This is a genomic window from Dorea sp. AM10-31 (assembly GCF_003435815.1).
GTDB classification, from domain to species: domain Bacteria; phylum Bacillota; class Clostridia; order Lachnospirales; family Lachnospiraceae; genus Dorea_D; species Dorea_D hominis.
The window spans coordinates 93,813-119,589 of the sequence record NZ_QTUV01000003.1 but is presented as its reverse complement, the minus strand read 5'-3'; the positions used below and the strand labels follow the sequence as shown (position 1 = coordinate 119,589).

At 42.7% G+C, this 25,777-nt stretch carries 26 protein-coding genes and 1 pseudogene; 4 read left to right on the top strand and 23 right to left on the bottom strand.

Annotated features, from left to right (window positions below):
• The first annotated feature begins 36 nt into the window (after positions 1–36).
• Positions 37–780 carry an SDR family NAD(P)-dependent oxidoreductase gene (locus tag DW125_RS06685; RefSeq protein ID WP_117537542.1) on the top strand — a complete coding sequence of 248 codons (744 nt, stop codon included), beginning with the start codon at positions 37–39 and terminating at the stop codon, positions 778–780.
• 53 nt (positions 781–833) lie between these two features.
• Here the strand turns inward: DW125_RS06685 and DW125_RS06680 are convergent, their stop codons facing one another.
• The 5 genes and pseudogenes from DW125_RS06680 to DW125_RS14585 form a co-directional block, all read right to left on the bottom strand.
• Positions 834–1,709, bottom strand: coding sequence for a phosphatidylserine decarboxylase (locus tag DW125_RS06680; RefSeq protein ID WP_117537540.1), 876 nt, complete (start codon positions 1,707–1,709; stop codon positions 834–836).
• 48 nt (positions 1,710–1,757) lie between these two features.
• Entirely contained in the window at positions 1,758–2,426 is a 669-nt protein-coding gene (locus DW125_RS06675) for a CDP-alcohol phosphatidyltransferase family protein (protein WP_021859580.1), read from the bottom strand.
• Between the two features lie 26 nt (positions 2,427–2,452).
• Positions 2,453–3,511 carry a lysylphosphatidylglycerol synthase transmembrane domain-containing protein gene (locus DW125_RS06670; RefSeq protein WP_021859581.1) on the bottom strand — a complete coding sequence of 353 codons (1,059 nt, stop codon included), beginning with the start codon at positions 3,509–3,511 and terminating at the stop codon, positions 2,453–2,455.
• Positions 3,501–4,166, bottom strand: a complete 666-nt coding sequence (locus DW125_RS06665) for a phosphatase PAP2 family protein (protein WP_117537538.1) — start codon at positions 4,164–4,166, stop codon at positions 3,501–3,503. The genes DW125_RS06670 and DW125_RS06665 overlap by 11 nt, the downstream gene beginning before the upstream one ends.
• Before the next feature lie 719 nt (positions 4,167–4,885).
• A pseudogene (locus DW125_RS14585) lies at positions 4,886–5,038 on the bottom strand (L-arabinose isomerase family protein); the annotation flags it as partial.
• A 4-nt stretch (positions 5,039–5,042) separates the two neighbouring features.
• Between DW125_RS14585 and DW125_RS14580 the strand changes: the two are divergent.
• From DW125_RS14580 to DW125_RS06645, 3 genes are all read left to right on the top strand, one after another.
• Positions 5,043–5,207: a helix-turn-helix domain-containing protein gene (locus tag DW125_RS14580; protein ID WP_147323695.1), complete on the top strand. Its 165-nt coding sequence runs from the start codon at positions 5,043–5,045 to the stop codon at positions 5,205–5,207.
• 115 nt (positions 5,208–5,322) lie between these two features.
• Positions 5,323–6,909 carry an Ig-like domain-containing protein gene (locus DW125_RS06650; protein ID WP_158549897.1) on the top strand — a complete coding sequence of 529 codons (1,587 nt, stop codon included), beginning with the start codon at positions 5,323–5,325 and terminating at the stop codon, positions 6,907–6,909.
• Positions 6,910–6,924: 15 nt separating this feature from the next.
• Positions 6,925–9,114: a leucine-rich repeat protein gene (locus tag DW125_RS06645; protein ID WP_117537532.1), complete on the top strand. Its 2,190-nt coding sequence runs from the start codon at positions 6,925–6,927 to the stop codon at positions 9,112–9,114.
• Positions 9,115–9,191: 77 nt separating this feature from the next.
• On the opposite strand, the gene atpC is transcribed toward DW125_RS06645, so the two are convergent.
• The 18 genes from atpC to DW125_RS06560 all read right to left on the bottom strand — a co-directional run bounded on the left by atpC (position 9,192) and on the right by DW125_RS06560 (position 25,772).
• Positions 9,192–9,608 (bottom strand): ATP synthase F1 subunit epsilon, encoded by a 417-nt coding sequence (gene atpC, locus DW125_RS06640; protein WP_117537530.1) that lies wholly within the window; start codon positions 9,606–9,608, stop codon positions 9,192–9,194.
• Between the two features lie 21 nt (positions 9,609–9,629).
• Positions 9,630–11,039 carry a F0F1 ATP synthase subunit beta gene (atpD, locus tag DW125_RS06635; protein WP_021860096.1) on the bottom strand — a complete coding sequence of 470 codons (1,410 nt, stop codon included), beginning with the start codon at positions 11,037–11,039 and terminating at the stop codon, positions 9,630–9,632.
• A gap of 8 nt (positions 11,040–11,047) precedes the next feature.
• Positions 11,048–11,947, bottom strand: coding sequence for an ATP synthase F1 subunit gamma (atpG, locus tag DW125_RS06630; protein WP_117537529.1), 900 nt, complete (start codon positions 11,945–11,947; stop codon positions 11,048–11,050).
• Positions 11,948–11,959: 12 nt separating this feature from the next.
• Entirely contained in the window at positions 11,960–13,465 is a 1,506-nt protein-coding gene (gene atpA / locus DW125_RS06625) for a F0F1 ATP synthase subunit alpha (RefSeq protein WP_021860094.1), read from the bottom strand.
• A 5-nt stretch (positions 13,466–13,470) separates the two neighbouring features.
• Positions 13,471–14,007, bottom strand: a complete 537-nt coding sequence (gene atpH, locus DW125_RS06620) for an ATP synthase F1 subunit delta (protein ID WP_242992908.1) — start codon at positions 14,005–14,007, stop codon at positions 13,471–13,473.
• Positions 13,994–14,488, bottom strand: a complete 495-nt coding sequence (gene atpF / locus DW125_RS06615) for a F0F1 ATP synthase subunit B (protein WP_117537527.1) — start codon at positions 14,486–14,488, stop codon at positions 13,994–13,996. The genes atpH and atpF overlap by 14 nt, the downstream gene beginning before the upstream one ends.
• Positions 14,489–14,526: 38 nt before the next feature.
• Positions 14,527–14,754 carry an ATP synthase F0 subunit C gene (gene atpE, locus DW125_RS06610; protein ID WP_021860091.1) on the bottom strand — a complete coding sequence of 76 codons (228 nt, stop codon included), beginning with the start codon at positions 14,752–14,754 and terminating at the stop codon, positions 14,527–14,529.
• 20 nt (positions 14,755–14,774) lie between these two features.
• On the bottom strand, positions 14,775–15,437 hold the full coding sequence (locus tag DW125_RS06605) for a F0F1 ATP synthase subunit A (RefSeq protein ID WP_117537526.1): 663 nt from the start codon (positions 15,435–15,437) through the stop codon (positions 14,775–14,777).
• Positions 15,438–15,649: 212 nt separating this feature from the next.
• On the bottom strand, positions 15,650–15,820 hold the full coding sequence (locus tag DW125_RS14135) for a hypothetical protein (protein ID WP_158549896.1): 171 nt from the start codon (positions 15,818–15,820) through the stop codon (positions 15,650–15,652).
• Between the two features lie 30 nt (positions 15,821–15,850).
• Positions 15,851–17,248: an aminopeptidase gene (locus tag DW125_RS06600; protein ID WP_021860089.1), complete on the bottom strand. Its 1,398-nt coding sequence runs from the start codon at positions 17,246–17,248 to the stop codon at positions 15,851–15,853.
• A 100-nt stretch (positions 17,249–17,348) separates the two neighbouring features.
• Positions 17,349–18,212 carry a LysR family transcriptional regulator gene (locus tag DW125_RS06595; protein WP_117537524.1) on the bottom strand — a complete coding sequence of 288 codons (864 nt, stop codon included), beginning with the start codon at positions 18,210–18,212 and terminating at the stop codon, positions 17,349–17,351.
• 43 nt (positions 18,213–18,255) lie between these two features.
• A complete protein-coding gene (locus tag DW125_RS06590) occupies positions 18,256–19,596 on the bottom strand; it encodes a peptide MFS transporter (protein WP_242992907.1) in 1,341 nt (446 codons plus the stop codon).
• Between the two features lie 35 nt (positions 19,597–19,631).
• The gene (locus DW125_RS06585) at positions 19,632–20,351 is read right to left on the bottom strand and encodes an HAD family hydrolase (RefSeq protein ID WP_117537522.1); all 720 of its coding nucleotides are present in this window, start codon (positions 20,349–20,351) and stop codon (positions 19,632–19,634) included.
• Between the two features lie 57 nt (positions 20,352–20,408).
• Positions 20,409–21,740, bottom strand: a complete 1,332-nt coding sequence (locus tag DW125_RS06580) for an amidohydrolase family protein (protein WP_199537829.1) — start codon at positions 21,738–21,740, stop codon at positions 20,409–20,411.
• Between the two features lie 18 nt (positions 21,741–21,758).
• A complete protein-coding gene (locus DW125_RS06575) occupies positions 21,759–22,634 on the bottom strand; it encodes a purine-nucleoside phosphorylase (RefSeq protein WP_117537520.1) in 876 nt (291 codons plus the stop codon).
• A 23-nt stretch (positions 22,635–22,657) separates the two neighbouring features.
• Positions 22,658–23,149, bottom strand: a complete 492-nt coding sequence (gene nrdG / locus DW125_RS06570; protein WP_021860083.1) for an anaerobic ribonucleoside-triphosphate reductase activating protein — start codon at positions 23,147–23,149, stop codon at positions 22,658–22,660.
• Positions 23,150–23,344: 195 nt separating this feature from the next.
• Positions 23,345–24,304, bottom strand: a complete 960-nt coding sequence (locus DW125_RS06565) for a carbohydrate kinase family protein (protein WP_117537518.1) — start codon at positions 24,302–24,304, stop codon at positions 23,345–23,347.
• A 13-nt stretch (positions 24,305–24,317) separates the two neighbouring features.
• Positions 24,318–25,772 carry a glycoside hydrolase family 32 protein gene (locus DW125_RS06560; protein ID WP_117537516.1) on the bottom strand — a complete coding sequence of 485 codons (1,455 nt, stop codon included), beginning with the start codon at positions 25,770–25,772 and terminating at the stop codon, positions 24,318–24,320.
• Positions 25,773–25,777 lie beyond the last annotated feature (5 nt).

Here is a 25,777-nt window from a genome sequence, read left to right as displayed (position 1 = left end):
TATATTGATAACTACTTATTTTTGGAGGCTGAATAAATGAAATTAGAAGGTAAAATTGCAATTGTAACAGGTGCCGGCAAGGGCATCGGAAGAGAAGCGGCTCTCGCAATTGCCGCAGAAGGCGCAACCGTTGTCTGTGTTGCAAGAACACAGGCAAACCTGGATGAGACGGTACAGATGATCGAAGAAAAAGGAGGAAAAGCTACTTCCCTTTCCCGTGATCTGACAGATGCCGCACAGGTACAGTCCATGGTTGATGCTGTTGTAGAACAATTTGGACGCATTGATATCCTGATCAATAATGCCGGTGGATACCCATCTGAGATTTATGACAAAGTCGGACATCAGGCAATCAAGATCTGGGAGTGGAGCGAAGAGCAGTGGGATCAGATCATCAAGACAAATCTGAAGATTCCGTTCCTCTGCCTCAACAAAGTTGTGCCGGTTATGATCAAACAGCATAGTGGTGACATCGTAAGTGTTTCTTCCCGCATGGGACGTATCGCTTCCCAGATGGGTGGCTACGCAGTAGCAAAAGGCGGTATCGTGACACTGACAAAGACAACCGCAATCCAGACAAAAGAATATGGCATTAAAGTCAATGCTGTTGCCCCTGGTATGGTAGATACACCGGGACAGCGGGTATACAACCACAATGTCGGTCAGGACAATGCTGTTATGGACAGTGCTGCAGATGTAGCAAAAGGTATTATCTACCTTTTATGCGACTCACCGAAAGTCATGACCGGACAGGTGATCGATATGTTTACCACACTTTAATTTAAGGCAAATCTTCATTATATGAATTTTCCTCAAAAGAATAGGAACGGCAATTACTTTGCCGTTCCTATTCTTTCGCCCATCTTTACGATAGTTTCATATCCTTCTTCTGTATTACGGATGAGATCGCTATCCAGCACTGCTGCATCCTTTTGCAATAACAGGATAATCGTCGACCCACCAAACTCAAACTTTCCTTTTTCCTGCCCCTTACGGACTGTTCCTGCTTCCTCATAGTTTGTGATCCGTCCAACCATAAGAGCGCCGACTTCCATCATTAAAATCGTCTTAAACCGCTTTGTCTTAAGCAGGCTGTACTCTCTTGTATTCTCTTTGTAAATCGGATACACATCATTGGCTACCGGATTCACCGTATGGAATACTCCCCGAATATGATAATTCTGGGATTTCTCTCCGTCTGCCACGTAACAATATCTGTGATAATCATCCACTGTCAGACGGAACACAAGCGCCATGCCGCCCTCATACTGCTTTGCCAGTTTGCCGGATCTCAGAAGTGATGAGGTTGTATAAAGTGTATCCTTGATCCGGAATGTATTCTCTCTACCTGCTATATCACTGATCGGATATACGCTTAATTTCCCATCGCAAGGACTGATCAACGTCTTTTCATCTCCCTGTGGTATGCGTGCTTCTTCTCTTAATTTTCTTGTAAAGAAATCATTATATGAACGAAACTTTGTCTTCTCACACATAGACAAGTCAATATTGTTCTTTTTTACAAACGGACGGATGCCGATCTTGGATATGAAACTGTCCAGAACATATCCGCCAAGCCTGCTCACCCACGGACGGATCATGATCCGGATAACAGCTCTTCCAAATGCATTTCCATATAAATGTTTTAAAAACTGATCCTGTCCGGTCTCAACACCGACATCTCTGCCTTCCCGGTCTCTGTATTTCATCTGTGTTCTCCTCATATCCTGCCGTCTTCTAATCTCTTATGTAACCTTTTATCTTCTGCAAAGCCATGGCCAGTTCATCTGCATATTTACTTTGTACTTTGTAAATATCATCATAATGATCACTGCCGCGCCAACGACCAGCACAAGAAGTGCAAGTGTTTTATTGCCTGGTTTTTTTAATTTAAAGTCTACAACAAATAACAGTCCGACAATAAACAGTGCCAGATGCAGGCAGATACGGAAAACAAAATCCGGTACAAAAAACTGGATCATGAATACCAATGGCAATACAATTGCCATGGATGTGATCGGCAATCCCTTATAGAACTTCTCTCCGCTCTCTGTTACCAGTGCCTGTTTTGCTTCCATTACATTAAAATAAGCAAGCCGGATCACCGAATTGATACAATAAAATGCAATTAAAAGCAGACCAATTGGTCCACGTACTCCCAGCAGATAACAAATCATTGCCGGAAAGATTCCGAAACAGACTACATCACACAGTGAATCAATCTGGATACCAAAAGCTTTCTCATCATCTGTACGGTCTTTCTTAGAACGCGCAACTTTGCCGTCAAACATATCGCAAAGCCCGGATAATGCAAGACAGAAAATCGCAATCTTAAAATGTCCGTGTATTGCCTGTGTCATTCCAAAAACGGAAGAGCAGAGACTCATATAAGTCAGCACAACCGTATAATTATAAATTCCTATCATTTTTTCCCTCTTTTCTTTCCGCTGAATTAGCCAGCCTGTTGTTCACAAGTTTCTGTTGTCTCTTCCCGCCCTCGTCCTATCCGAACATGCGCAACCAATGTCAGTGTTGCGCTGAAGAGAAGTTGTACATAAAACGCAATTCCTCTGCTCAGTACCATTCCCGGTAACAGAAGTCCTGCTGTAAATACTGTTTTAAAAATAATCAGGAACAGATTCTCACTAATTCCCATTCCTCCCGGAAGTGGGAGCATATCCACTGATACAGATACGACTGCCTGCAGCATCACTACATCATATATGCTCGTTCCGTGCAGTCCGAAAGCTTTGTATACAAACCATGTTACAAAAAATAATGAAAATCTCTGAAAAAATGTAATCAGTATAACATTAAAGATCACTTTCTTATGCGTTCCGAAATAAGCCGCCGTAGCCTTATACTGTTCCATAGAATCTGCAAGCTTTTTCGTTCTCTTTTCCTTATGTTTCATAAGCCGGCTCTTTTCCAGAAGCCTGAGACCTTTCATCATGATCCATTTGGCAAGCTCCGGATGAAATGCCAGAATCGACATTGCAACACAACAGCCTACATTTAATGCAACTCCCAGATAAAAAATCGGCAGTATTCCTTCCAGATATTTATGAACAAATCCTCTCTGGAAAAATGCAACGAACAGACCAACAAATACCAGTACAGATTTGTATGTAATCGTAACGATCATCAGTACAAGCGTTGCTACCGGAATCGGTATTTTATTCTTTCTCATATAATAGATCTGCATCGGCTGTCCGCCGCTTGCAGACGGTGTCACCGCACTAAAGAAGAACCCTACACAGGAATATAAAAAACACGTCCGTTTCTTTTCATGAATATCCAGTGTACCGAACATATACCAGATAATGATCGATTCCCCCCAGATAAACAGGATTACACCTGCTGTTCCCGGTATCAGATACCACGGATTCACTTCACCGATCGTCCTGAGCACCGCCGGAAGATCTTCACCATGGAATACACTGTAAAGTGTTAATGCGAAAATCAAAACCAGAAAAATGGTATTCGCAATACTTTTCTTCTTATTTAACAATCTTTTTCCCCTTTTCCCGGCTTCGCCGCTCCATAATCTTACCGGAAATCCGGTAACAGATCTCTGCTACAGCAATGCCTCCAAAAACATCCACAATATAATGCTGCTTTGTTACCTGCGTTGATACACAGACTAAAATTGCAAATACAAGACTGAACCTCTGATACCACTTCGGTATCTGCCTCTGTCCACGGATTCCGATATAACAGAACCAGCTTACCAGACAATGAATTGACGGAAACAATCTGGTCGGATCATCTATCTGATACACCCATCTTAACATCTGGCTGAAAATATCTGTTCCATTCACTACCGGACGCACATTCGTTGTCGGCATTACAATATAAAAGAAACCACATACAAGTCTTGACATAACATCCGCCAGAATAAAACGATAACAGTGGCTTCTGTTCATTCTGGTGATCATAATATAATTTACGATCCAGAATAAATAACATCCGATATAAATGACTGAAAATGCTGGAATCACCGGAACCATTCTGTCAATCGGTAAGGTCAGATCATAAAAATTGCGGTGCTCCATCAGCTTATCTGTTCCTATATAAACTGTGAAATTCACGGCTACACAGATCAGCAGCGGAAGTATTGCATAAGAAGGTATCATTTTTTTCTTCTGTGTCGTGTCTTTCTTCATAATGCACCTCTTTTCACCGTATGTTGTTCATTATAGCAGACTTTTTCCTACTTGTGCACATTCTTCTTATTTCTTTAAAATATCTTTAATGTTTCTTCAGAATTTAAGATGCCAGGGTCATAAGCCTGCAACCACGATGGGCTTGCTCAGGAGTGGGTGCATGGCTTAATGACCCGCCCCGATATGAGCATAAAAGGGAAGCGCAAGCTTCGCGATATGCGAATATTGGGCAGAATTGCGAGAGTACGCTGTACGGAGCAATTCGTCTGGCATTTTTTAATTTTAATATTCTTATGCCAGGGTCATAAGCCTGCAACCACGATGGGCTTGCTCAGGAGGGGGTGCATGGCTTAATGACCCGCCCCGATATGAGCATAAAAGGGAAGCGCAAGCTTCGCGATATGCGAATATTGGGCAGAATTGCGAGAGTACGCTGTACGGAGCAATTCGTCTGGCATTTTTTAATTTTAATATTCTTATGCCAGGGTCATAAGCCTGCAACCACGATGGGCTTGCTCAGGAGTGGGTTTGTGGCTTAATAGCTTTTTATAAGAAAATGTATTTGTTAACATTTTTTTCTTAATCTCATCACACTTTCATCACAATTTCTGCCTATACTATAATTGTTCGAAGAAAACGAACACTTATAATTCTTTTTCATAACTTTTTCCTCAGGACTGCAAACCTCCCAATCTGCAGTCCTATTTTAATATGCCAGACTGTTCCAGAGATCTCTCAAATCCAATTTCAATTCCTGCCTGCACTGCAACATGCTCGCGGAATTCTTTCTCATCTCTTCCTTCCAGAAGGTTCTCATATTTGTCATAATATTCTTCAACCAGTGTATCGATATCTGCCTGTGATACTACATTCTATGTGCAGAAGATCCGTCTGGAACATGCGGAATCCATGCCGGAACACACGGATAAAACCGTAGACGAGATTATGCACACCGTCGGTTATAACAACAAAAGATATTTTTATAAAATATTCCAGCAAAAATATGACACACCCGCTGCGAAATACCGCCATAGCCATTGATTTCCTAACATGTGACCGGCAGACACTATGATTTTTGTCCCTTTTTCATATGATAAAGATAGAGAAGTGAACGTTAAAACCTGTACTTATCAAAATCATGAAAAGGGGGCGCACTATGAACAGACTACATCTTAAGAAAATATTCTCCGGCATCGTTCTTGTCTCGATTCTTACCGTGACAGGAACGTTGTCCTCACTTATCTGTCCGGCGGAGACCGTCCGGGCATCCGACACTTTATCCAATCCGAAAATCACCGATGATTCTTCTCTCTATGCCGGGAAGAAAGTCACCTGGGACTGCGTCTGGCTCGGAAGCTATCCGCAGTCTGAAGTCACAGCAGAAAATGGACAAATTTACGAAAAATTAAAAGCTGCCGACGACTCCCAGTGGGATGAAAACGGAGATATTACCATTGGAAACTACAAATATCGGAGGCTTTGCCGCAGCCAGACGGATGTTTCTTCTCTCCTGGATCCGGACTACTGGCCAACCACTAAATATTCCCAGACTTATAATATTTTCCCTTGGGAAGATGACAGCACCTGGCACTATTTTCGATACGAGCCATTGAAATGGCGTGTGTTAAAGATGAATAAATCCACCGCTTTTCTTCTTGCTGACAAGATTTTCTACCGGGGAAGTCTGACAGATATTCCTGACTTCTTTAATAACAAACTATTTTTCCAGATATGTTCTTCCGAAGAACAGGCTGCTGTCGTTGATACAACCCGCAATAATTATAAGCCTTCTGTAAATAAACTTTTTCTGTTAAGCAACTCGGAAGCCTACGGTTCGGAAGCTCTGGCATATGGATTCACAGATGTCACCCTGCTGGAAGATAATGCAAGACGCGCGAAGTGTACAGACTTTGCATTTGCACAGAATGTCTGGCGTGACAAACGTCCACAATATGCCGGAAACTGCAACTGGAGATTAGAAACTTATGGTACAACGAGAGCATTGTATGACAGTGTCCAAACGACAGGTGAAATCATGAAAACCAGCATGGCATCCCAGGATTACTATCCTTTACGTCCTGCAATGTATGTTGATCTTTCAAAAGTAAATTATTTATCAGCTGGTACGGTTTCTTCCAATAATACCATGTTCGAAAAGAATGCAATGGTAATCAATGAAAATGAAACGCCAAAGCCTGACAAACCAGAAAATCCGGTTTATAAAGTAAAGAAAATCCGGTTATCCGGTCTTTCCCACAAGATTGCTGCCGGGAAAAAGCTCACTTTAAAAGCCACGATTTCTCCTTCCAACGCAACCAATAAAGCTCTGCAATGGAAATCAAGTAACACTAAAGTTGCTACTATTTCTTCCAAAGGTGTTGTCACTTTAAAGAAAAACAGCGGTGGAAAATCCGTTACCATCACTGCCTTATCCAAAGATGGCAGTAAAGTACAAGGCTCTTTTAAGATTACTTCCATGAAAGGGATTGTAAAGAAGCTGAAAGTCACTGCACCGTCAAAAATAAAAGCCGGAAAAAGTACGAAATTAAAGGCAGTTGTCACTGCATCCGCAGGTGCAAATAAAGCTTTAACCTTCACTTCTTCAAACACGAAATATATGACTGTTTCCTCCAAAGGTGTCGCAAAGGCTTTAAAAGCCGGAAAAGGAAAAACTGTAAAGATTACAGCCGCCGCAACCGATGGCAGTGGCAGAAAAGCAACAGTTTCCGTCAAGGTATATTAGAAAGGATGGTGCATTATGAAAAAGAATGATAAACGAAAAATAAGAATCTGGAAGAAAACATTTGCCCTGGCACTTTCCTCTGTCATGATTTTTTCCTGTATTCCAATGACTCAGGTAAAGGCCGGAGATGAATCGCCGGAAGCGATTATAAATGGGCTTGTGGATCTTCCGAAAACTTTCATCGATAAAGACTCACAGGATCTCGGCAGTGACCGCGTTTTTTACCGTAATACTAATACAGATCTCTCCATGCTTCCGGCGGAATGTTATAAAAAAGCACTACAATCTTACATTATAGATGATGACGTTCCTATGGGCACACGCAAGGGCGACTATCTGCTGTCCGACTGGGATTATCTTGGATGGATCTTATCTGTCGAAAAAGGGCAGGGAAATTATGGTTATCTGAATGATACACTTTGTAATATGACCATTTATGGAAATCGGCGGAAATCTGAGCTGAAACTGGACGATGCCTGGTATAACTGGGGCGGGTATTTCAGTGAAAGCAGTCTTGCGAATGCACAGCAGCATATCGCAAATGATCTTACGCGTACACCGCTTGGATCGCTTCCATTAAAAAAACTCGATTCCATTTCCAATGATACCGAAGAATCTCCGGTTGTTGTCCGCTGGCATGGTGCACTCCGTGCAAAAGACAGTGATATCGCCGGACGCTACAAAGCTTACGCTGTGTATTTTCATAATTTCCGTGTGTCACCGATTTTCCCAATGTACGATAACTCCTACAAGCGGGTGATTAGTGACGAGAAAAAGACCAGTAATATTTACAGCTCCGATATCCGCAACAACAGTGGCGTGGAAGTGTCCGGCACGCAGTCGCTGACAAATTCAACTACTTACGGTGCTTTGAGCAGCATCAGTGGCTCCAAATCTTATACTTATGAAGAATCCGTTACAGTTACACATTCCAAGAGTCTTCCATTCTTCGGAGATTTGGAAACTTCCATCGGATTTTCTGCCAGCCAGTCCATTGAGAAAGGCTGGTCAAAAGAGGAGAGCGAAGAGCGCTCAACGGAAAATACTTCCGAAGTATCTCTTTCACTCCTGCCTTATACTGCAGCTCTTATCCAGCAGCAGACAAAAACACAGACTGCAACGACTTATTATAAATGTCCGGTCTATATCAATTACGATGTTACAATCGTTGAATATGACCGCAACTTAAGAGGCGGTAAATTAAATTCTTACGTTCTCGCCAGCTTCACCGGCGCAGGTTCTAAGAATGCCCGCACGAATCTTAAGAAACGAAGCTACATCCAGGCGAGCATGACGGATCCGGATGGCATCAACTGGGGAACTGTAAAAAAATATAAATATGGAGATGAATTATTGAAACGCATCCGCAGAAACGGACTGATGAGCGCAGCAGGCGGCTCCTACACAGAAACATTATCTTCCGTTTCCAGCAAAGTAGATGATCTTATCCCGACACTTCCGCTTAGTGATATCAGTGTGAAAAGCGGTGCGCCAAAATCAGTCAATATAAAGCAGCACTATTCTTTATCAAAGATTAAACTGGTAGCAACCAACACAAAAGGTGCTGACTATTACGGTTTTAACGCCAAAAAAGGAATCTGGAAGATTACAAATGCCAAAGGAACTCCGGTAAAGAGCAGCACTGCCACGCTTTCCGGAAATGCCGGAAAGCAAGTGCTGACCGGTAAGAAAAAAGGGACGCTGTATCTGACATATTTTATCAATGATAACACTTACAGCACTGCAGATTATATAGAGAAATATTCTACAAATAACTCCGTGGACCGCCCGACGCTCCGCATCAGCATTGCCGGCAATACCGCTCCGAAGATCAGTGGTAACACAACATACAAACCTTCAAAGAAAGCATCCGGCACGGTTACAATACCGACGTATGTCAAGCGTGACGGCAAAACTTACCGTGTAACTAAGATTGCGAGCAATGCTTTTAAAGGTAACACGAAAGTTAAGAAAATCGTTATCCCGTCAACCGTAACAAACATCGGCAAGAAAGCATTCTATGGCTGCAAGAATTTAAAGGCTGTCACCATCAAAACCTCGCAGCTTACAACTGCCCGCGTCGGCAGCCAGGCATTTACGAAAACACATGCAAAAGCGATCATCACTGTGCCGAAAGGAAAAGTAAAATCTTATAAGAAAATCTTCCTGAAAAAAGGGCTTTCGAAAAAAGCGACGGTGAAATAACTGGCTTACTCTCTGTAATCTCATAACGACTTAAAAGGGGACGGGGGCTTTTCCAAAAAAACCCCCGTCCCCTTTTATTAAATCCGCCAGTCTTTTTCCTTCGATGCACGAAGTCTTGCCATCGCTCTTGCAAGCGATGCCTGCGACAGCTGGTATTCCTGAATACTCTGCTTCTGCCGGAGCTGCTCCTGGGCACGCTCTTTGGCTTCTGTCGCACGTCTGACATCAATCTCTTCCGGGCTCTCCGCTGTATTTACCAGTACGGAGACACGGTTGTTCATAATCTCTGCAAAACCTTTAGAAACCGAAGCGGTAATCCAGTTTCCTTCTTCATCCTGCAGATGCAGTTCACCGATTTCCACTGCAATGATCATATTTTCATGATGCGGCAGGATGCCTTTCTGTCCGTCCGGTGCCGGAATGATAAGCTGTTTACAGCGTCCTTCGTAGAACACTCTGTCGCTGGATATGACTTTCAACTGAAATGTATCCATAATTTCACTCCTTCACTGGTACTAAGCTTCCATTGCAGCTTCTTCTGCTTTAGCTTTCTCGATGACTTCATCGATTGTTCCGACATTAAAGAATGCATTTTCCGGATACTCATCCATCTCACCGTCAATGATTGCTTTAAATCCACGGATCGTCTCTTTTAACGGTACATATTTTCCAGGGATTCCGGTAAATGTTTCTGCTACTGAGAATGGCTGTGACAGGAATTTCTGCACTTTACGCGCACGGTTTACTGTCATCTTGTCTTCCTCGGAAAGTTCTTCCATACCAAGGATTGCGATGATATCCTGCAATTCTTTATATTTCTGCAGGATTTCCTGTACTTTACGTGCAACCTGATAATGTTCTTCTCCAACTACGTCCGGCTCCAGGATTCTGGATGTAGAATCCAGCGGATCTACCGCCGGATAAATACCCTGCTCCACGATCTTTCTGGATAATACGGTTGTCGCATCCAGATGGGAGAATGTTGTTGCCGGTGCCGGGTCTGTCAGGTCATCGGCCGGCACATAAACTGCCTGTACAGATGTGACAGATCCGTTCTTCGTAGAAGCGATACGCTCCTGCAGTGCTCCCATTTCATTTGCCAGCGTCGGCTGATAACCTACGGCTGACGGCATACGTCCGAGAAGTGCGGACACCTCGGAACCTGCCTGTACGAAACGGAAAATATTATCAATGAATAACAATACGTTCTGATGTTCCTGGTCACGGAAATATTCTGCCATCGTAAGTCCCGTCTCAGCAACACGCATACGTGCTCCAGGTGGCTCGTTCATCTGACCGAATACCAAAGCGGTTTTGTCCAGAACTCCCGATGCACTCATCTCTGTCCAGAGGTCATTACCTTCACGTGAACGCTCTCCGACTCCTGTGAAAATAGAATATCCACCATGTTCGGTTGCAATATTGTGAATCAACTCCTGGATCAGCACGGTTTTACCAACTCCGGCACCACCGAACAGACCGATCTTACCACCTTTGGCATATGGCGTCAGAAGGTCGATGACTTTGATTCCTGTCTCCAATACTTCTACTGCCGGACTCTGCTCCTCGAAAGAAGGAGCTTTTCTGTGGATTACCCAATGCTCTTTATCTTTGGCGATCGGTTCTCCATTATCAATTGTCTCACCTAATACATTAAACAGACGTCCCAGAGTCTGTTCTCCTACCGGCACTTTGATACCTGCTCCGGTAGCGGTTACTTCCATATCTTTGCACAGTCCGTCACTGGAAGCCAGCATGATACAACGTGCAATATTATTTCCGATGTGCTGCGCTACTTCCATGACACAGCGTTTTCCGCCATTGTCAACCTCCAGCGCATCTTTGATATATGGAAGTTCTTCTTTGCTTTTAAATTCTACGTCTACGACAGGTCCCATAACCTGTACGATTTTTCCTTTTGTCATAGCGCTTATCACTTCCTTTTCTGTGCATTCGCTCCGCCGATAACCTCAGTCAGTTCCTGTGTGATATCGGCCTGGCGCACACGGTTATAAGTTATATTTAACTCATCCAGCATCTTTGTGGCACTGTCTGTCGCATTCTGCATCGCCTGCATTCTGGAATTCTGCTCACTGCAGTAAGATTCAACCAGACAGCCATAGATCATACCATTAATATAATTCGGCACAATATTTGCCATCACACTATGTGTGGATGGATAGAACACCATACCTTCCTGATAGACATCTGCAAGTGCGTTCAATGTTTCCTTCGGAAGGAAATCTGCCTTGTGAAGCGGCAGAAGTTTTACTGTATCTGTCTCTACCTGCATTGCATTTACCATGCGGGTATAAATCACATAAACTTCGTCCAGCTCTCCGCTCCGGAACTGTCCGATCATCTCACCGGTGATCGTTCTGGAACGGTACAACGTCGGATTCTGTACGGTATACCGGAAACTCATATCCAGCTCCACATCTGTACGCTTTGCAAAATACTGCCGTCCCAGTTCACCTAATACAAATAATTTATGCTGTCCCGGTCCTTTTATTTTCTCTTCCACCATGCGAAGTACATTATGGTTATAAGCTCCGGCAAGCCCTTTATCTGCGGTGACTACAATGTAGCCGATTTTCCTGTCTTCCGGTTTCTTCTCTTCTCTCTGATCAAAAAACTGGCTGTGCATATCCGGAACATGTCTTAAGATTCGGGCAATCTCTGCCTGCATCCTATAGAAAAATGGTTCCGTATCTGACAGTTTTTTCTTTGCCTGTTTCATCTTGGAAGAAGAGATCAGATACATGGCATTGGTGATCTTTTTTGTCTCCTGAATGCTGCCCATTCGTTCTTTGATTTCTTTTGCATTCGACATATTTTCACCTGCTTATCTATTTTCTTTGAACTTTTTAGCTACCTCAATAATCTGTTCTGTCAGTTCGTCATCCAGTACTTTCTTCTCTTCGATTGCCTGTCCGATCTCCGGATGTTCTTGGTCAAAATATGCCAGCATATCCATCTGGAACTCTTTGACTTTCGCATCTTCCACATCCATCATCAGATGGTGCGTTGCCACACATAACGTAATTACCTGTTCATGCAGTTTTAACGGACGTCCCAGTGGCTGTTTCAGAAGCTCTGTCAGTGTACTTCCGTATTTCAGCTGTGCTTTTGTCGCATCATCCAGATCTGAACTGAACTGTGTAAAGGACTCCATTTCTCTTGCCTGCGCAAGATCGATACGGATACTTCCACTTGCCTTCTTCATCGCTTTTGTCTGCGCCGCACCACCTACACGGGATACGGAAAGTCCAACATTGACCGCCGGACGCATACCTGCATTAAAGAGCGCACTCTCCAGGAAAATCTGTCCGTCTGTAATAGAAATAACGTTGGTCGGAATATATGCAGATACATCTCCTGCCTGCGTCTCGATGATCGGCAGTGCCGTGATCGAGCCGCCACCGGCTTCCTCACTCAGTCTGCTGCTTCGCTCCAGAAGTCTGGAATGTAGATAGAAGACATCTCCCGGATAAGCCTCACGTCCCGGAGATCTTCCAAGAAGCAGTGAGATCGCACGGTACGCTACTGCATGTTTGGACAGATCATCATAAACGATCAATACGTCTTTTCCTTTATACATGAAATACTCTGCAAGTGCGGTTGCGGAATATGGAACGATATACTGCATCGGTGCACACTCACTTGCTGTCGAACAAAATACGGTCGTGTAATCCAGTGCATCGTGTTTCTTTAATGTATTTACAAGCTGTGCTACCGTTGATGCTTTCTGACCGATCGCTACATAAATACAGATACAGTCTTTTCCTTTCTGGTTCAGGATCGCATCCATTGCAATCGAAGTCTTACCGGTCTGTCTGTCACCGATGATAAGTTCACGCTGTCCACGTCCGATTGGGAACATGGAGTCAATCGATAAGATTCCTGTTTCCAGCGGTACGCTTACCGATTTACGGTCTACGATTCCCGGCGCTTCCTGCTCGATCGGGCGGTACTCGGTTGCCTCGATCTCACCTTTTCCATCTATCGGCGCTCCCAGCGGATCTACAATACGTCCAATGTATGCTTCTCCTACCGGAATACCTGCCTTTTTACCGGTACGGACAACTTTTGTTCCCTGTTTTACTTCAGCATCATCACCGAACAGGATACAGCTGATTTCATTCTGTTTGATGTCCTGCACCATTCCTTTTAATCCATTTTCCAGAGTTACGATCTCGCCATACATTGCATGGTCAATTCCATAAATGGAGGCGATACCGTCGCCGACAGAGATGACTGTGCCGACTTCCTGGTCTTTGCATATTTCATCATAATTCTCAATCTCTTCTTTCAGGATCGAGATAATCTCATCTGAGCTTATTGTACTCACTATTTTCACCTCCGCATTAATGTCTGCTCTAAGCGGTTCAGACGTCCTGCCATGCTGTAATCATATTCCTTTCCATCAACAAGGAGTATGAAGCCGCCAAGCAGTTCCGGATCTTCTTTCATTTCCCAGCTCACGCCATCTGCCGCAAATGTTTTACATATAAATGTTTCCATCTTTTTCTTCTGTTCTTCGGACGGAAGCGTTACATATCGTAATTTTGCTGTCGCGATCTTTGCTCTTTTTTTCTCCAGCTCTTCGTATGCGCCGAAGATCTCCATGACGATATCTACTTTTCCGTTATCTACGACAACCTTCAGAAAATTCTTCATTTCTTCCGGAAATATCCGGTCGATGATATCATGTTTATTTTCTTTAGTAATAACCGGATGTTCCAGGATTTCCTTCAACTCTTTTGTCTGCTCCAGAATTTCTTCTGTCTCTTCAACTGCTGCCCCGGAAATCCCAAGTTCTGAAAGTACATATGCATAACGGATTGCCGGCATGGAGTAGAATCCGGCATTTTCTTTTTTATTTGTCGTCATGGGCGTCACCTGCTTCTTTCAGAAATTGGTCATATGCCGCCTGATCTGCATCCGCCCCATATTGCTGTTTTACCATTTTTTTTGCAGCACTTACTGCAAGAGCGGCAACTTCTGACTGCATGTCTCTCAGTGTCTTTTCTTTCTCCAGATCAATCGTCTCTCTGGCATCCCTTATGAGTTTGCCTGCTGCCTGATCTGCCTCATCCAGAATACGGTCGTATTCTGCTTTTGCATCTTTCTTTGCCTGACCGATGATCCGGGTTGATTCTTCTTTTGCCCCGCCAAGAGCTGACTCATACTGACTTTTCAATGCGTAAGCTTCTTTCTTTGTATCTTCTGCATGCTGAAGTCCGTCTGCGATCATCGTTCTTCTCTGTTCCATAATGTTCATCAGTGGGCGAAATAAAAACTTACGCAGGATGAGGTAGAGAACCACGAGGTTGATCATGGTAAGAACCAGATTAAAATCTAATCTCAGCACTTCTTATTACCTGCCTTTCTTTCGTTCTTTTACACGCCTTATTTCAAGAAGAAGATAATCAGAAGTCCAATGATGAAACCATAAATAGCGGTTGCCTCTGCAAGTGCACAACCAAGAATCAGGTTCTTACTGATCTTGCCCTCTGCTTCCGGCTGTCTTGCTACTGCATCTACTGCTTTACCTGTTGCAATACCGATACCTACACCGGCTCCAACACCTGTTAATACTGCTACTGCTGCTCCAATTGCAATAATTGTTCCTGTCATAATCTTAAATCTCCTTTTCTTTATTCCATTTCTTCATTCATAAATAATCCTGTTAAAAATACAAACACATATGCCTGTAATAATCCGTCAAAGATATCAAAGTAAAAACTAAGCGGTATCGGAACAAAAAGTGGTACTACCTGTTCAACTAATTCCATAACTACAAATCCGCCAAGCATATTACCAAACAGTCGCATACATAATGACAGTGGACGGATAAATATTTCCAATATCATGATCGGTGCTACAAGCGGTACCGGTTTGGCGAAATGTCCACACCAGTGCTTTACACCGTTTTTATGGATTCCACTGTATTCAATCAGCAGCATACTCATAATTGCAAGTCCCGCTGTAATGTTCAAATCTTTTGTCGGTGGTTTAAATCCAAAAAGTCCGATCAGATTCGCACATGCAAGATACAGTGCAACTGTCATTAACCAGGGTATGTAACGTTTGTTTTCTTCCCCTATGATGTCTTTGAAAAAGTTCTCGCCCCACTCGATCACAGATTCTAAAGCAAGCTGAACTTTTCCCGGATTCTCCACTTTGAGGTTTCGCACAAAAAGAATCGAAAGTAATGCCAGTACCATCATGATGATCCATGTTACGACAACGCCTTCGTCTACTGCGATCCCACCAAAGACCGGAATTGTAAATACTGTTTTGCAGTTCAATTCCTCTATGAGAGCCTTTGTTAAATCTTCCGTATGATCCCCTTCCTTCCTGAATTTTTTTGATTATATTAGTTCTATTTCTCCCATTTGTCAATAAAAGCAGCCTCAATAAGAGACTGCTTTTAAATTCGATTTTTTTATTTATTTTTTTAGTGAACATTCGTCATTTTTTATGATTTTTTTATGATTCTGACAGAAAAATGTTAAAATTTTATTACAATCTAATTTTTAATAGGAATATCGCACAACTTTTTATCATCTATTCCAATTATTTTCGTTAATATGTCTATAAACTTTCCGTTTTGCAGATTTTGAAACTGAAAAGGGAAATCATCTGGAGGGATCATGGCATTGGAAAAAAACCAGCCCTTTTCAGTTTCTCTGCTATCCAAAACAACGAAGAATACCTCTTAAATACATCCTTATCTCATATCTTTTAAGAATGCTCTATAAGCCTTGTAAGACTCATAAATATCAGCTTTGCTTGTCAGTTCCCAAGGTGCATGCATAGACATTACTGCCACACCGCTGTCAAGCACACGCATACCATAGTTTGCCATAATATATGCGATGGTTCCACCGCCGCCAAGATCGATACGTCCCATCTCTGCAGTCTGGAATCCGACTCCGTTTTCATCAAACACATGACGAACCTGTGCCAGATATTCTGCACCTGCGTCACTGGCATTGTTCTTTCCGCGGCTTCCGGTATACTTGTTCAATACAATTCCCTTTCCGAAATAAGCAGAATTTTTCTTTTCAAATGCATCTGCATACAATGGATCAAATGCTGCACTTACGTCAGATGACAGCATTGCAGAGTTACCAAGTGCACGTCTTACATGGAGTGCATTTCCTCCTGTCAGGGCAACCACCTCGGCAACTGTATCTTCAAAGAATCTGGAATGCATACCGGTAGCCCCCACACTTCCGATTTCTTCCTTATCTACTAAAATACAGCAGGTTGTCTTCTCCGGCTCCTCCGTCTCAAACATTGCAAAAAGAGACGGGAATGCGCAGACTCTGTCGTCCTGTCCGTATCCTAAGATCATGCTACGGTCCAGACCGCACTCTCTGGATTCTCCTGCCGGTACGACTTCCAGTTCGGCAGAAAGGAAATCCTCTTCATCCACACCGTATTCTTTTTTCAGATAATCAAGCACCATATTCTTAACGGACGCTTTGGCTTCTTTCTCTTCCCTGCTGTCCCCAAGTACCGGTTTAGAACCGATCAGCAGATCAAGACCTTCGCCTTCGATCACAACAGATGCTTTTTTCTCTAACTGTTCCTGTGAAATATGAATCAACAGATCAGAAATAACGAATACAGGATCTTCTTTCTTTTCCCCAATTGAAACTTCCTGTACTGTTCCGTCTTTCTTTGCAAATACACCATGCAGAGCCAGCGGAATTGTTACCCACTGGTATTTTTTGATACCGCCATAATAATGCGTATCCAGATATGCTAACTGAGAATCCTCATATAATGGATTCTGTTTTACATCCAGACGCGGAGAATCCACATGTGCACCCAGAATGTTCATTCCCTTTTCCATCGGTTCTTTACCGATCTGGAATAAGACAATTGTTTTCCCCATACATTCTGCATACACTTTGTCTCCGGCTTTTAAAGATGTGCCATTTTCGATAAATGTTTTCAGGTTCTGATAGCCCTGTTCTTCTGCCAGTCTGCGAGTAAGTTTTACACATTCTCTCTCTGTCTTGGCAACGTCCAGACATTCTCTGTAACGGGCATTCACCGCTTCTAATTCTTTCAGTTCTGCCTCCGAATATCCTTCCCACATGTTTTTACGCTCCATGTTCGTTTGTCCTCCTTGAAGTATCAATCTTATAAGACTATTCTACTGTTTCGGGAGGACAAATACCAACGTCAAAAACTTATCTCATAATAAGGTAAGGTTATTTTAATTCTTCTCTCAATTTTTTCATAAATTCAAATGCTGTCTTTTTATTACAGTCCGCTTTATAATACATCTTTAACACACATTCTTTTTCATAATCTTTTAAATCCCTGATCTCACCGTCATTCCGATAAAAATAATCTCTGTCTACAAAAGCAAAGCCATCATTAAATTCGACTTTCAGTTTCATCGTCTCCACATTACCAGTCTCTATGATCGGACAGGATCCCTTCAGATATTCTTCTGCTTCTTCCTGTAAGCTGACGCCGTACTGGTTTGCGCAATAGCAAAGATGATTTTTTAATTCATTCAGAGAAATCTCGCCATAAGGAATGGTCGTCTGCTTCCCAACGTATATACCTACCGACTGACGGCACAATTCTTTTTTCTCGATTGCCGGAATCCGCCTGAGCACTTCTGTCGGATATCCAACAAATACATCCAGATCCCTGCTCTCCAGCATCAAGGCTCCCATCGCGCAATCTACTTTCGTAAAAACAATCGGAAGATTTGGAAAATAAGTCTCATAGACATTCTCTACCATCATCCACATACGCTTATTGATTGCACTGTCCATTCCAACCAGAAGCATTCCTTTATTTTTAATATGCTCCACTTCCCGGAGCATCTGCTGTTCCAGAGACAGAATCTCTTTTGCGCGCTTGTACACAACTTCCCCAATCTCGGTCAGTATGATTTCTCCGTTTCCACGGTTTAAAAGCTTTCCCCCGATGCTCTTCTCCAGTGATGAAATATTCTGACTAATCGCTGTCTGCGATACATAATTAATCGTTCCCGCTTTTGTAAAGCTTTTATTTTCTACTACATCTATGAAATATTTATATTTCCATATACTGCTCATTTTTTGTTCCTCTCTTATATCAAATTTCAGATTATTATAATATTTATTCTTTAACCAGACCGGACAGCCGTTTGTCCAACATAAAAAGTATTAACCCCGCTGCCACTGCCGTCACGGTAATCCCCACGCAGACCTTTGTGAAAGGCAGTCCGCTTTCAAACAAACGTCCGTAAACTTTTCCATAGCATAATGATGCAAGGAAAATTGCCAGTCCCCACACCGCCATCATTGTTGACAGATACCTGCTCGGTGCATATTTACTGATAAATGCATGTCCGAGCGGCGCAAAAAACATTTCCCCCAGTGTCAGCGTAAATGTGAAAAATATCAGCCATACAGCAGATGGTTTTCCATTTCCCCGGACAATATCGAGAACTGCATAATACAGATATGCCAGCCCAAGAAGAAACAATGCGATCCCTGTCTTCCGGAACAGGCTCATATCCCCTTCCGGCCTTCTGGAAAGCCTGAGCCATACTCCTGCCATTACAGGTCCTAATATGACACAGAACAGCGAATTACTGGAATCAAACCAGCTCACCGGTATCTCATATCCTGCTATCGTCCAGTCCATATATTTTGTCCAGTAATAGTATGCCGGCAGATATGCAAGATCCCACAGCATCCAGAAAATAACAGAAAATCCGGACACAAGAAAGATTGCGCCAATCCGTTTCTTTTCGATTGCCGTAACCGGAAGTTTTTCCTTTTCCCAGTTCTTTTCTTCTGCTGTTTTCTCTGTCTTGAACGGTCGTTTCCCAACCTCACCGATCTTTCTCCATCCACTGATAAACCAGATCGTTCCAAGGAACATGGCACATGCTGCCACACGGAAACATGCTGAAAACCCAAAGACGCCGTTCACTGCAAATACATCTTTATATAAGATTCCAAGAGAAAATGTTCCCAGAAAGCCGCCTACATTCATTAATGTATAGCGGATTGAATATGCCGCATCCATCCGGTCTTTGTCAACCACGATCCGCCCCAGCATCGCACTGACTTGAAACAGGCTCCGCCCGGCACACACGAAAAAGATCATGACATATACAAGCGTCACAGATTTTGCCATGGAGCCGCACCAGTATCCGATTCCGACCAGCACCATACCAATTGGTGTCGCATATCTCGCACCCAGCCAGCGGTCTGTTATCGCTCCGCCGACCAGAGGCCCGAAAAATGCAAAAGCAATAAACAATGATTGTAATGCCGCCCCCTGCGCCGCAGTCAGTCCCAGTCCACCCTGCGCTACAGATGCAGTTGTAAAAATCAGGATCAGAGATTTGCCCATATAATAAGAAATACATTCAAATATCTCTGTACAGCCCGTCTGCCAGAAGCCTCTGTTGAAGCTTCTCTGTCCGTGTTTTTTTCCGTGCTTCATCTTTTATCTCCTTTCAACTGAAAGGCTGAATGGTTCTAAAGCTCACCTCTGCGACACGTCTCCAGAAGTTCTTCCAAAGTGCTCTGATAATTCGCTTTGACATCTTTCGTAAGATCCAGTCCCTCTCCATGTTCCAGACAATCTGTTACAAGCCATGTCTTTATCCCCAATTGTCCTGCTGCCAGATCTTCTTTTACATCATTACCAATCATCAGACATTCTTTCGGATTTAAATGATTATCCCTTAATACTTCTTCAAAATACTTCACATTCGGCTTGCAGTAATGACTGTTCTCATAAGTTGTGACAGCTTCAAAATCCGACGCATCCAGCCCTGCCCATTTGATACGGTTCATAGTCGCACATTCCGGAAATACCGGATTCGTTGCCAGATAGATCTTTTTCCCCTGTTCTTTTAATGTATGGATGATCTCTGCTGCCATTCCGGTTGGATCTGTCGAAACAACTGCCTGATTAAATTCATTCTGGTAAAAATCGGTTACATCCGGCTCTACTACTGTTCTCTCCCATCCGGTTACTGCATCAAATGCTTCCCAGAATGCATCTTCATTTGTCTGGTGTCCGTCATTTGCCACCATTGCATAGAACCCTTTCCACACTGCAGAGATCAGGTCATTTGTACTTATGTCATATTTCTTCATCTTTTCTGCAAGAAGCGGCAGATAAAAAGTAACAAACTTCTCCTGATTCATCGGTAATAAAGTTCCATCCAGATCAAATAATATATTTTGCATGTAATTCTCCAGTTCTTTTCTATGTTCAAATTATGGTTTTCATTCTGTCTTATATTGTTATCTCTTCAACTCTTCTACCCGGCAGTTCACATCCGCATACAGCCGTTCCACATCTTCCGGAACATAAAATTCTCCTTTTTCATAAAGAATCTTTCCGGCGATCATCGTCATCACTACATTCTGCTTACTTCCGCTGTATACAATATTCTTTGTAAGATTATTGAGTGGCTGCATATTCGGCTGATGCAGGTCGATCATAATAAGATCTGCCTGTTTGCCCGGTGCCAGGCTGTCACAGTCCGCAAGCCCTATCGCCCGTGCGCCCTGCACGGCTGCCATATATAACACTTCCTTTGCATCAACAACTGCCGCATCTTTCTCTTTAAGCTTTGCAAGCCCTGTCACAAGAAACATCTCCCGGAACATGTCCAGACAATTGTTGCTTGCCGGTCCGTCCGTTCCGATCGCAACCGGGATTCCCATTTGAAGCATCTTTGTAAGTGGAGGTATCCCGCTTGCCAGCTTCATATTAGATGCTGGATTTGTCACAACGTATAATCCGCGTTCTTTAAAAATCTCCAGATCTTCTTCTGTCATGTGGATACAGTGAAAGCCACCGCCGCCATGTGCGAACATTCCAAGACTGTCCAGATACGCTGTCGGTGTCATTCCAGTTCTGTCAATACATTGTTTCGTTTCGGAACAACTTTCCGAATTATGCATATAAACAGGTGCTTTTAAATCCTTTGCAAGCGCTGCTATGTCCTCCAAAACCGGCTTTGATGTCGTATATTCTGCATGGAATCCAAGCTGATACGAGATCAGCGAATCAAACTGATTGTATGTTTTGTACCATTTTTCCATCTCGGACACGGACTGTACGAAATCATTTACTGCACCACAGATAACCGTGCGGAATCCAAGATCCTTTGATGCCTGTGCCATCGTATCCGGTGTCAGATACATATCAAAATTCGCCGTAATCCCACTTGTCAGATATTCTAAAACTGCCAGTTTTGAAAACAAATATATATCTTCCGGTGTAAGCTTCGCCTCCATTGGGAATACCTGTTTGTTCAGCCAGTCCAGAAGCGGCAGATCATCCGCATACGAACGCAAGAATGTCATACCCGAATGTGTATGTGCATTCTTAAATCCCGGAAGAATCAGATTGCCTTGGGCATCAATCTCTCGATCCCATTTATCATCAGCACCTGATGCAGACTGTTCTTTTCCTGTACTGCCACAGCCGGATGGTACAATTTCCGAAGATCCGACATAAGCAATCTTATCTTCTATAATCTGGATTTCCCCTTCCACAATCTGAAAATGTCCTGCCTTTTCTTCTGTCATTGGTAAAATCCTGGCATTATATATTCTTATTTTCATAGATTCTCCTGTATTTTCTTACTTTTCTTCTTTTTCCTGAGCTTCTGCCTCCTTCTGCTCCAGAAAATCTGAAATCCGGATAATCGATTCGGATACAAGACTTCTGAATAATGGTGCCACACGGTTTGCTGTCTCCTGAACTTCCGTATGACTGAGCGGTTCATCTATCATGCCACATGCCATATTAGAGATACAGGAAATTCCGCAGATCTTCATACCCATATGGTTTGCTGCAATCGCTTCACATGCCGTACTCATTCCGATTGCATCTGCACCTAACAGCCGGTACATCCGGATCTCAGCCGGTGATTCATACTGTGGTCCGGTAAGCTGCAGATAAGTACCTTCGCGCAGAGTAAGCTGAAGATCACTTGCTGTATAGCGAATCAATTTGCATAGATCTTCATCATAGATTTCTGACATATCCGGAAATCTCGCTCCCAGTTCATCTATATTCGTTCCAATTAATGGTGACGGAACAAAACTTGCGATTTGATCCTGGATCAGCATAAAATCTCCCGGCTCATAATCGTAGTTTACACCGCCGGAAGCATTCGTAAGAAACAGCACTTCTGCCCCCATCAGACGCATCAGGCGGATTGGGAGTACTACATCTGTCATAGAATAGCCTTCATAGTAGTGAACCCGTCCCTGCATCGCTACGATCGGTACGTTCCCTACATATCCAAATACAAACTGACCTTTGTGTCCCTGAACTGTAGATACCGGGAAACCATCAATATCATGGTAAGAAATAATTTTCTCCACCTTCATCTTCTTCACATAGTCACCGAGTCCTGAACCAAGTACCAGCGCTACTTTTGGTTTGAACGGAAGTTCCCCCTTTACTGATTCATAACAATCTGTCAATTTCTCATAAGCTGAATTCATAATTAAGTCCCCTTCCTTATTTACATTTACCGCAGTTTTGCAAGTTCCAGAATCCTCTGGTTGCTACTGCCGCGAAATTTCAGCGTAATATCTTTTAATTCTTCTACAAATTCACCATCTACAAGCACATCGATATAAGACAGCATCTCATCTGTCACCTCTGTATACACTCTGCCTCCCTCTGCAAGATCCACATCAAAGAGATAGCCGCTGTAGCACCAGATATCTTTCTTCGGATACGTCTCCTTGATCTCTCTTAGAAGATTCACAAGCACAACTTGATTCTCCGGCTCAAAAGGCTCTCCACCCAGCAGGGAAAATCCCTGAATATATACCGGCTCCAGAAGTTTTAAAATCCGGTCTTTTACTTCATCGGTAAAAGGCTCTCCATAATTAAAATTCCAGGTTTCTTCATTAAAGCATCCCTTGCAGTGATGCCGGCAACCGGACACGAACAGGCTGACACGCACACCCGGTCCGTCTGCAATATCATATTCTTTTATCGTTCCATAGTTCATAGTTATACCTCACATTATTTCTATATAACATTGTAGTGTTTTTTTGCAATAGTGTAAAGTTGGTAAAACAAAGTTTTCATATTGAAAGCGTGCTTTGAATAAAAGCTTTTGATAAACGGAGGCTGACTGATGCAGCCTCCGATTGTTGTAAGAGTAGCATATTTCTATCTGAAATGAAATCGTATTTCCTATGATTTAGGAAATGAGGCAGTCCAGAATCTCCTGTCTCTGTGGCATTACTTTTAATGCACCTTTACGTGTAGTAATAATGGAAGATGCTGCATTTGCAAATAACAGCATTTCTGTCAGAGACTCCTGTGTCAACTGCTCCAGTCCTTTTTCCAGCACGGTATTTAATACGCATGCCATAAAAGTATCTCCGGCACCTGTTGTCTCTATCGTATCTTTCCGCAAAAATGGTCTTCCAAAGACAGTTTTTCCTTTGTAATATACCTTACTTCCATTTTTACCCATTGTTGCACAAATTAGTTTTGCATGACTTTTCTCTCTAATTCTGGCAATCCCTTCATCAATGTCTTTCGTCCCTGTCAGAAAGAGAATCTCATCATCTGATATCTTCAAAATATCACACTGCCCAATACCGTACCACATCTGTTGTCTGGCATCTTCCATATCTTTCCATAACGGTGGCCTGAAATTCGGATCAAAAGAAATCAACACACCGTTTTCTTTTGCTTTCTGAACTGCTTTTTTTGTCACATTTTTTATCTCTTCTTCCGTCATAGACAGGGTGCCAAAATGAAAAATCTTTGTATTTACCAGAAAATCGACATTTATTTCCTCCCACTGCAGCATAAGATCTGCCCCCGGATTACGGTAAAAAGAAAAACTTCTGTCTCCGTCTTTATCTGAATGGACAAAGGCAAGTGTTGTGTGTATTTCTTCATCTTCTACGAGATTGTCTATGCAAATTCCCTGATCCTCTACTGTCTTTTTCAACATTTTACCTAATGCATCGTTCCCGATTTTTCCAATAAATGCCGTCTTTTTCCCGAGATTCTTAAGCATAGCCAATACATTGCAGGGTGCCCCTCCCGGATTTGCCTCCAGAAGTGTATTTCCCTGCGCACTTATTCCATTTTCTGTAAAATCTACTAACAATTCTCCTAAAGCAGTCACATCAAACTTTTTCATGGTGTTCTCCTAGTTATTTCACTTCAATATCGTGTTTATGAATATTAACCACCGCAGAGCCATCACATACAAACTGGATTCCATCTGCATTCATTGGTGTATAAAAGGTTGTACTAAATACCTGCGCTCCATCATTAATAAAAATTTCAGCAGAATATTTATCCAGAATAAATCGCATCTTCATTTTTGCATCTGAAGATTTAACTCTGACTTTTCTATTTGACAATACATCACGTACCATGCCGGAATATGTACGGTCGATTTCAAACATTTTCTTATTCTTATAGTAACTAAAGCTTACTTTATGCTGTGCATCCTGTGCAAAATCAACGGTAAATTCACGATAATCTCCATCTGTAATTTCAACAGTCATATCCAGCACACGTCCTGAAATATTTTCTAATTTACGGATTCCCTGAATATTCTCTTTTTCGTAAGAAACTGAATTTTTATAATATTTTTCGATTTCACGTACCGGACATTGCATCAGTCTTCCCTGCTCCATACGCAGTTCTCGCGGCAAAGTCATCATGCCATTCCATTTCTGTCCTGCAGGGCGTACATCAGAATCCCAGGATTTCATCCAGCCGATCATGATTCTTCTTCCGTCCGGAGTTTGCATCGTCTGCGGTGCATAAAAATCCAGTCCATCATCCAGAGAATACACCTGTTCATAATGAAATTTGTGTGTCTTCTTTTCATATTTTCCAAGGTAATAAACGGAATTATTTCCGTTATGTAATTCTGGGCCGGCGGAAATATCCTGTGGTGAAGTAATCAGCACATATTCTCCATCCAATAAGAAGAAATCTGGACACTCCCACATGGAACCATATTTTCCTTCTTCATCACTGGCCAATACGGAAACATATTTCCACTCTTTTAAATCTTCAGAAGAAAACATTACAACCTGTGGAACTCCGTCTTCCGTCTTATTTCCGACTACCATGTAATATCCGTCTTCCTGTTTGCCGATTTTTGGATCTCTGAAATGCTCTCTGCTGAAAGTTTGCGGCAGCATTTCTCCGGTTACCACCGGATTTCCTTCTGTTTTTACATAAGTTTTTCCATCTCCCAATGCAATGCACTGATTCTGACGGCATATCTTTTCACCGTTTTCTTCTTTTTCAATTACTCCGGTATAGACGAGTAAATGTCCCTGGTCTGTCTCAATTCCCGAGCCGGAAAAACATCCTGCCGCATCATAACTCTGATCCGGTGCAAGCGCTACCGGAAGTTCTGTCCATTTCATAAAATCTTCCGTTTCACAATGTCCCCAATGCATCGGTCCCCACGCATCACTATATGGATGAAACTGGTAGAACAAATGTGCTTTCCCCTGAAAAGCTGAAAATCCGTTTGGGTCATTCATCCACCCACATGGCGGAGTTACATGAAATACCGGTAATTCTTCCTTCGCTATGTGATTTTTCGCCACATATTCATTTGCTTTACTTAATTTATTCATACTTT

Bases quoted from the DNA above. Each gene is read 5' to 3' on its own strand.
- DW125_RS06685 (WP_117537542.1), top strand. From the start codon at position 37: ATGAAATTAGAAGGTAAAATTGCAATTGTAACAGGTGCCGGCAAGGGC.
- DW125_RS06680 (WP_117537540.1), bottom strand. From the start codon at position 1,709: ATGAAATACAGAGACCGGGAAGGCAGAGATGTCGGTGTTGAGACCGGA.
- DW125_RS06675 (WP_021859580.1), bottom strand. From the start codon at position 2,426: ATGATAGGAATTTATAATTATACGGTTGTGCTGACTTATATGAGTCTC.
- DW125_RS06665 (WP_117537538.1), bottom strand. From the start codon at position 4,166: ATGAAGAAAGACACGACACAGAAGAAAAAAATGATACCTTCTTATGCA.
- DW125_RS06650 (WP_158549897.1), top strand. From the start codon at position 5,323: ATGAACAGACTACATCTTAAGAAAATATTCTCCGGCATCGTTCTTGTC.
- DW125_RS06645 (WP_117537532.1), top strand. From the start codon at position 6,925: ATGAAAAAGAATGATAAACGAAAAATAAGAATCTGGAAGAAAACATTT.
- atpC (WP_117537530.1), bottom strand. From the start codon at position 9,608: ATGGATACATTTCAGTTGAAAGTCATATCCAGCGACAGAGTGTTCTAC.
- atpD (WP_021860096.1), bottom strand. From the start codon at position 11,039: ATGACAAAAGGAAAAATCGTACAGGTTATGGGACCTGTCGTAGACGTA.
- atpG (WP_117537529.1), bottom strand. From the start codon at position 11,947: ATGTCGAATGCAAAAGAAATCAAAGAACGAATGGGCAGCATTCAGGAG.
- atpH (WP_242992908.1), bottom strand. From the start codon at position 14,007: ATGACGACAAATAAAAAAGAAAATGCCGGATTCTACTCCATGCCGGCA.
- atpE (WP_021860091.1), bottom strand. From the start codon at position 14,754: ATGACAGGAACAATTATTGCAATTGGAGCAGCAGTAGCAGTATTAACA.
- DW125_RS06600 (WP_021860089.1), bottom strand. From the start codon at position 17,248: ATGGAGCGTAAAAACATGTGGGAAGGATATTCGGAGGCAGAACTGAAA.
- DW125_RS06595 (WP_117537524.1), bottom strand. From the start codon at position 18,212: ATGAGCAGTATATGGAAATATAAATATTTCATAGATGTAGTAGAAAAT.
- DW125_RS06590 (WP_242992907.1), bottom strand. From the start codon at position 19,596: ATGAAGCACGGAAAAAAACACGGACAGAGAAGCTTCAACAGAGGCTTC.
- DW125_RS06585 (WP_117537522.1), bottom strand. From the start codon at position 20,351: ATGCAAAATATATTATTTGATCTGGATGGAACTTTATTACCGATGAAT.
- DW125_RS06580 (WP_199537829.1), bottom strand. From the start codon at position 21,740: ATGAAAATAAGAATATATAATGCCAGGATTTTACCAATGACAGAAGAA.
- nrdG (WP_021860083.1), bottom strand. From the start codon at position 23,149: ATGAACTATGGAACGATAAAAGAATATGATATTGCAGACGGACCGGGT.
- DW125_RS06565 (WP_117537518.1), bottom strand. From the start codon at position 24,304: ATGAAAAAGTTTGATGTGACTGCTTTAGGAGAATTGTTAGTAGATTTT.
- DW125_RS06560 (WP_117537516.1), bottom strand. From the start codon at position 25,772: ATGAATAAATTAAGTAAAGCAAATGAATATGTGGCGAAAAATCACATA.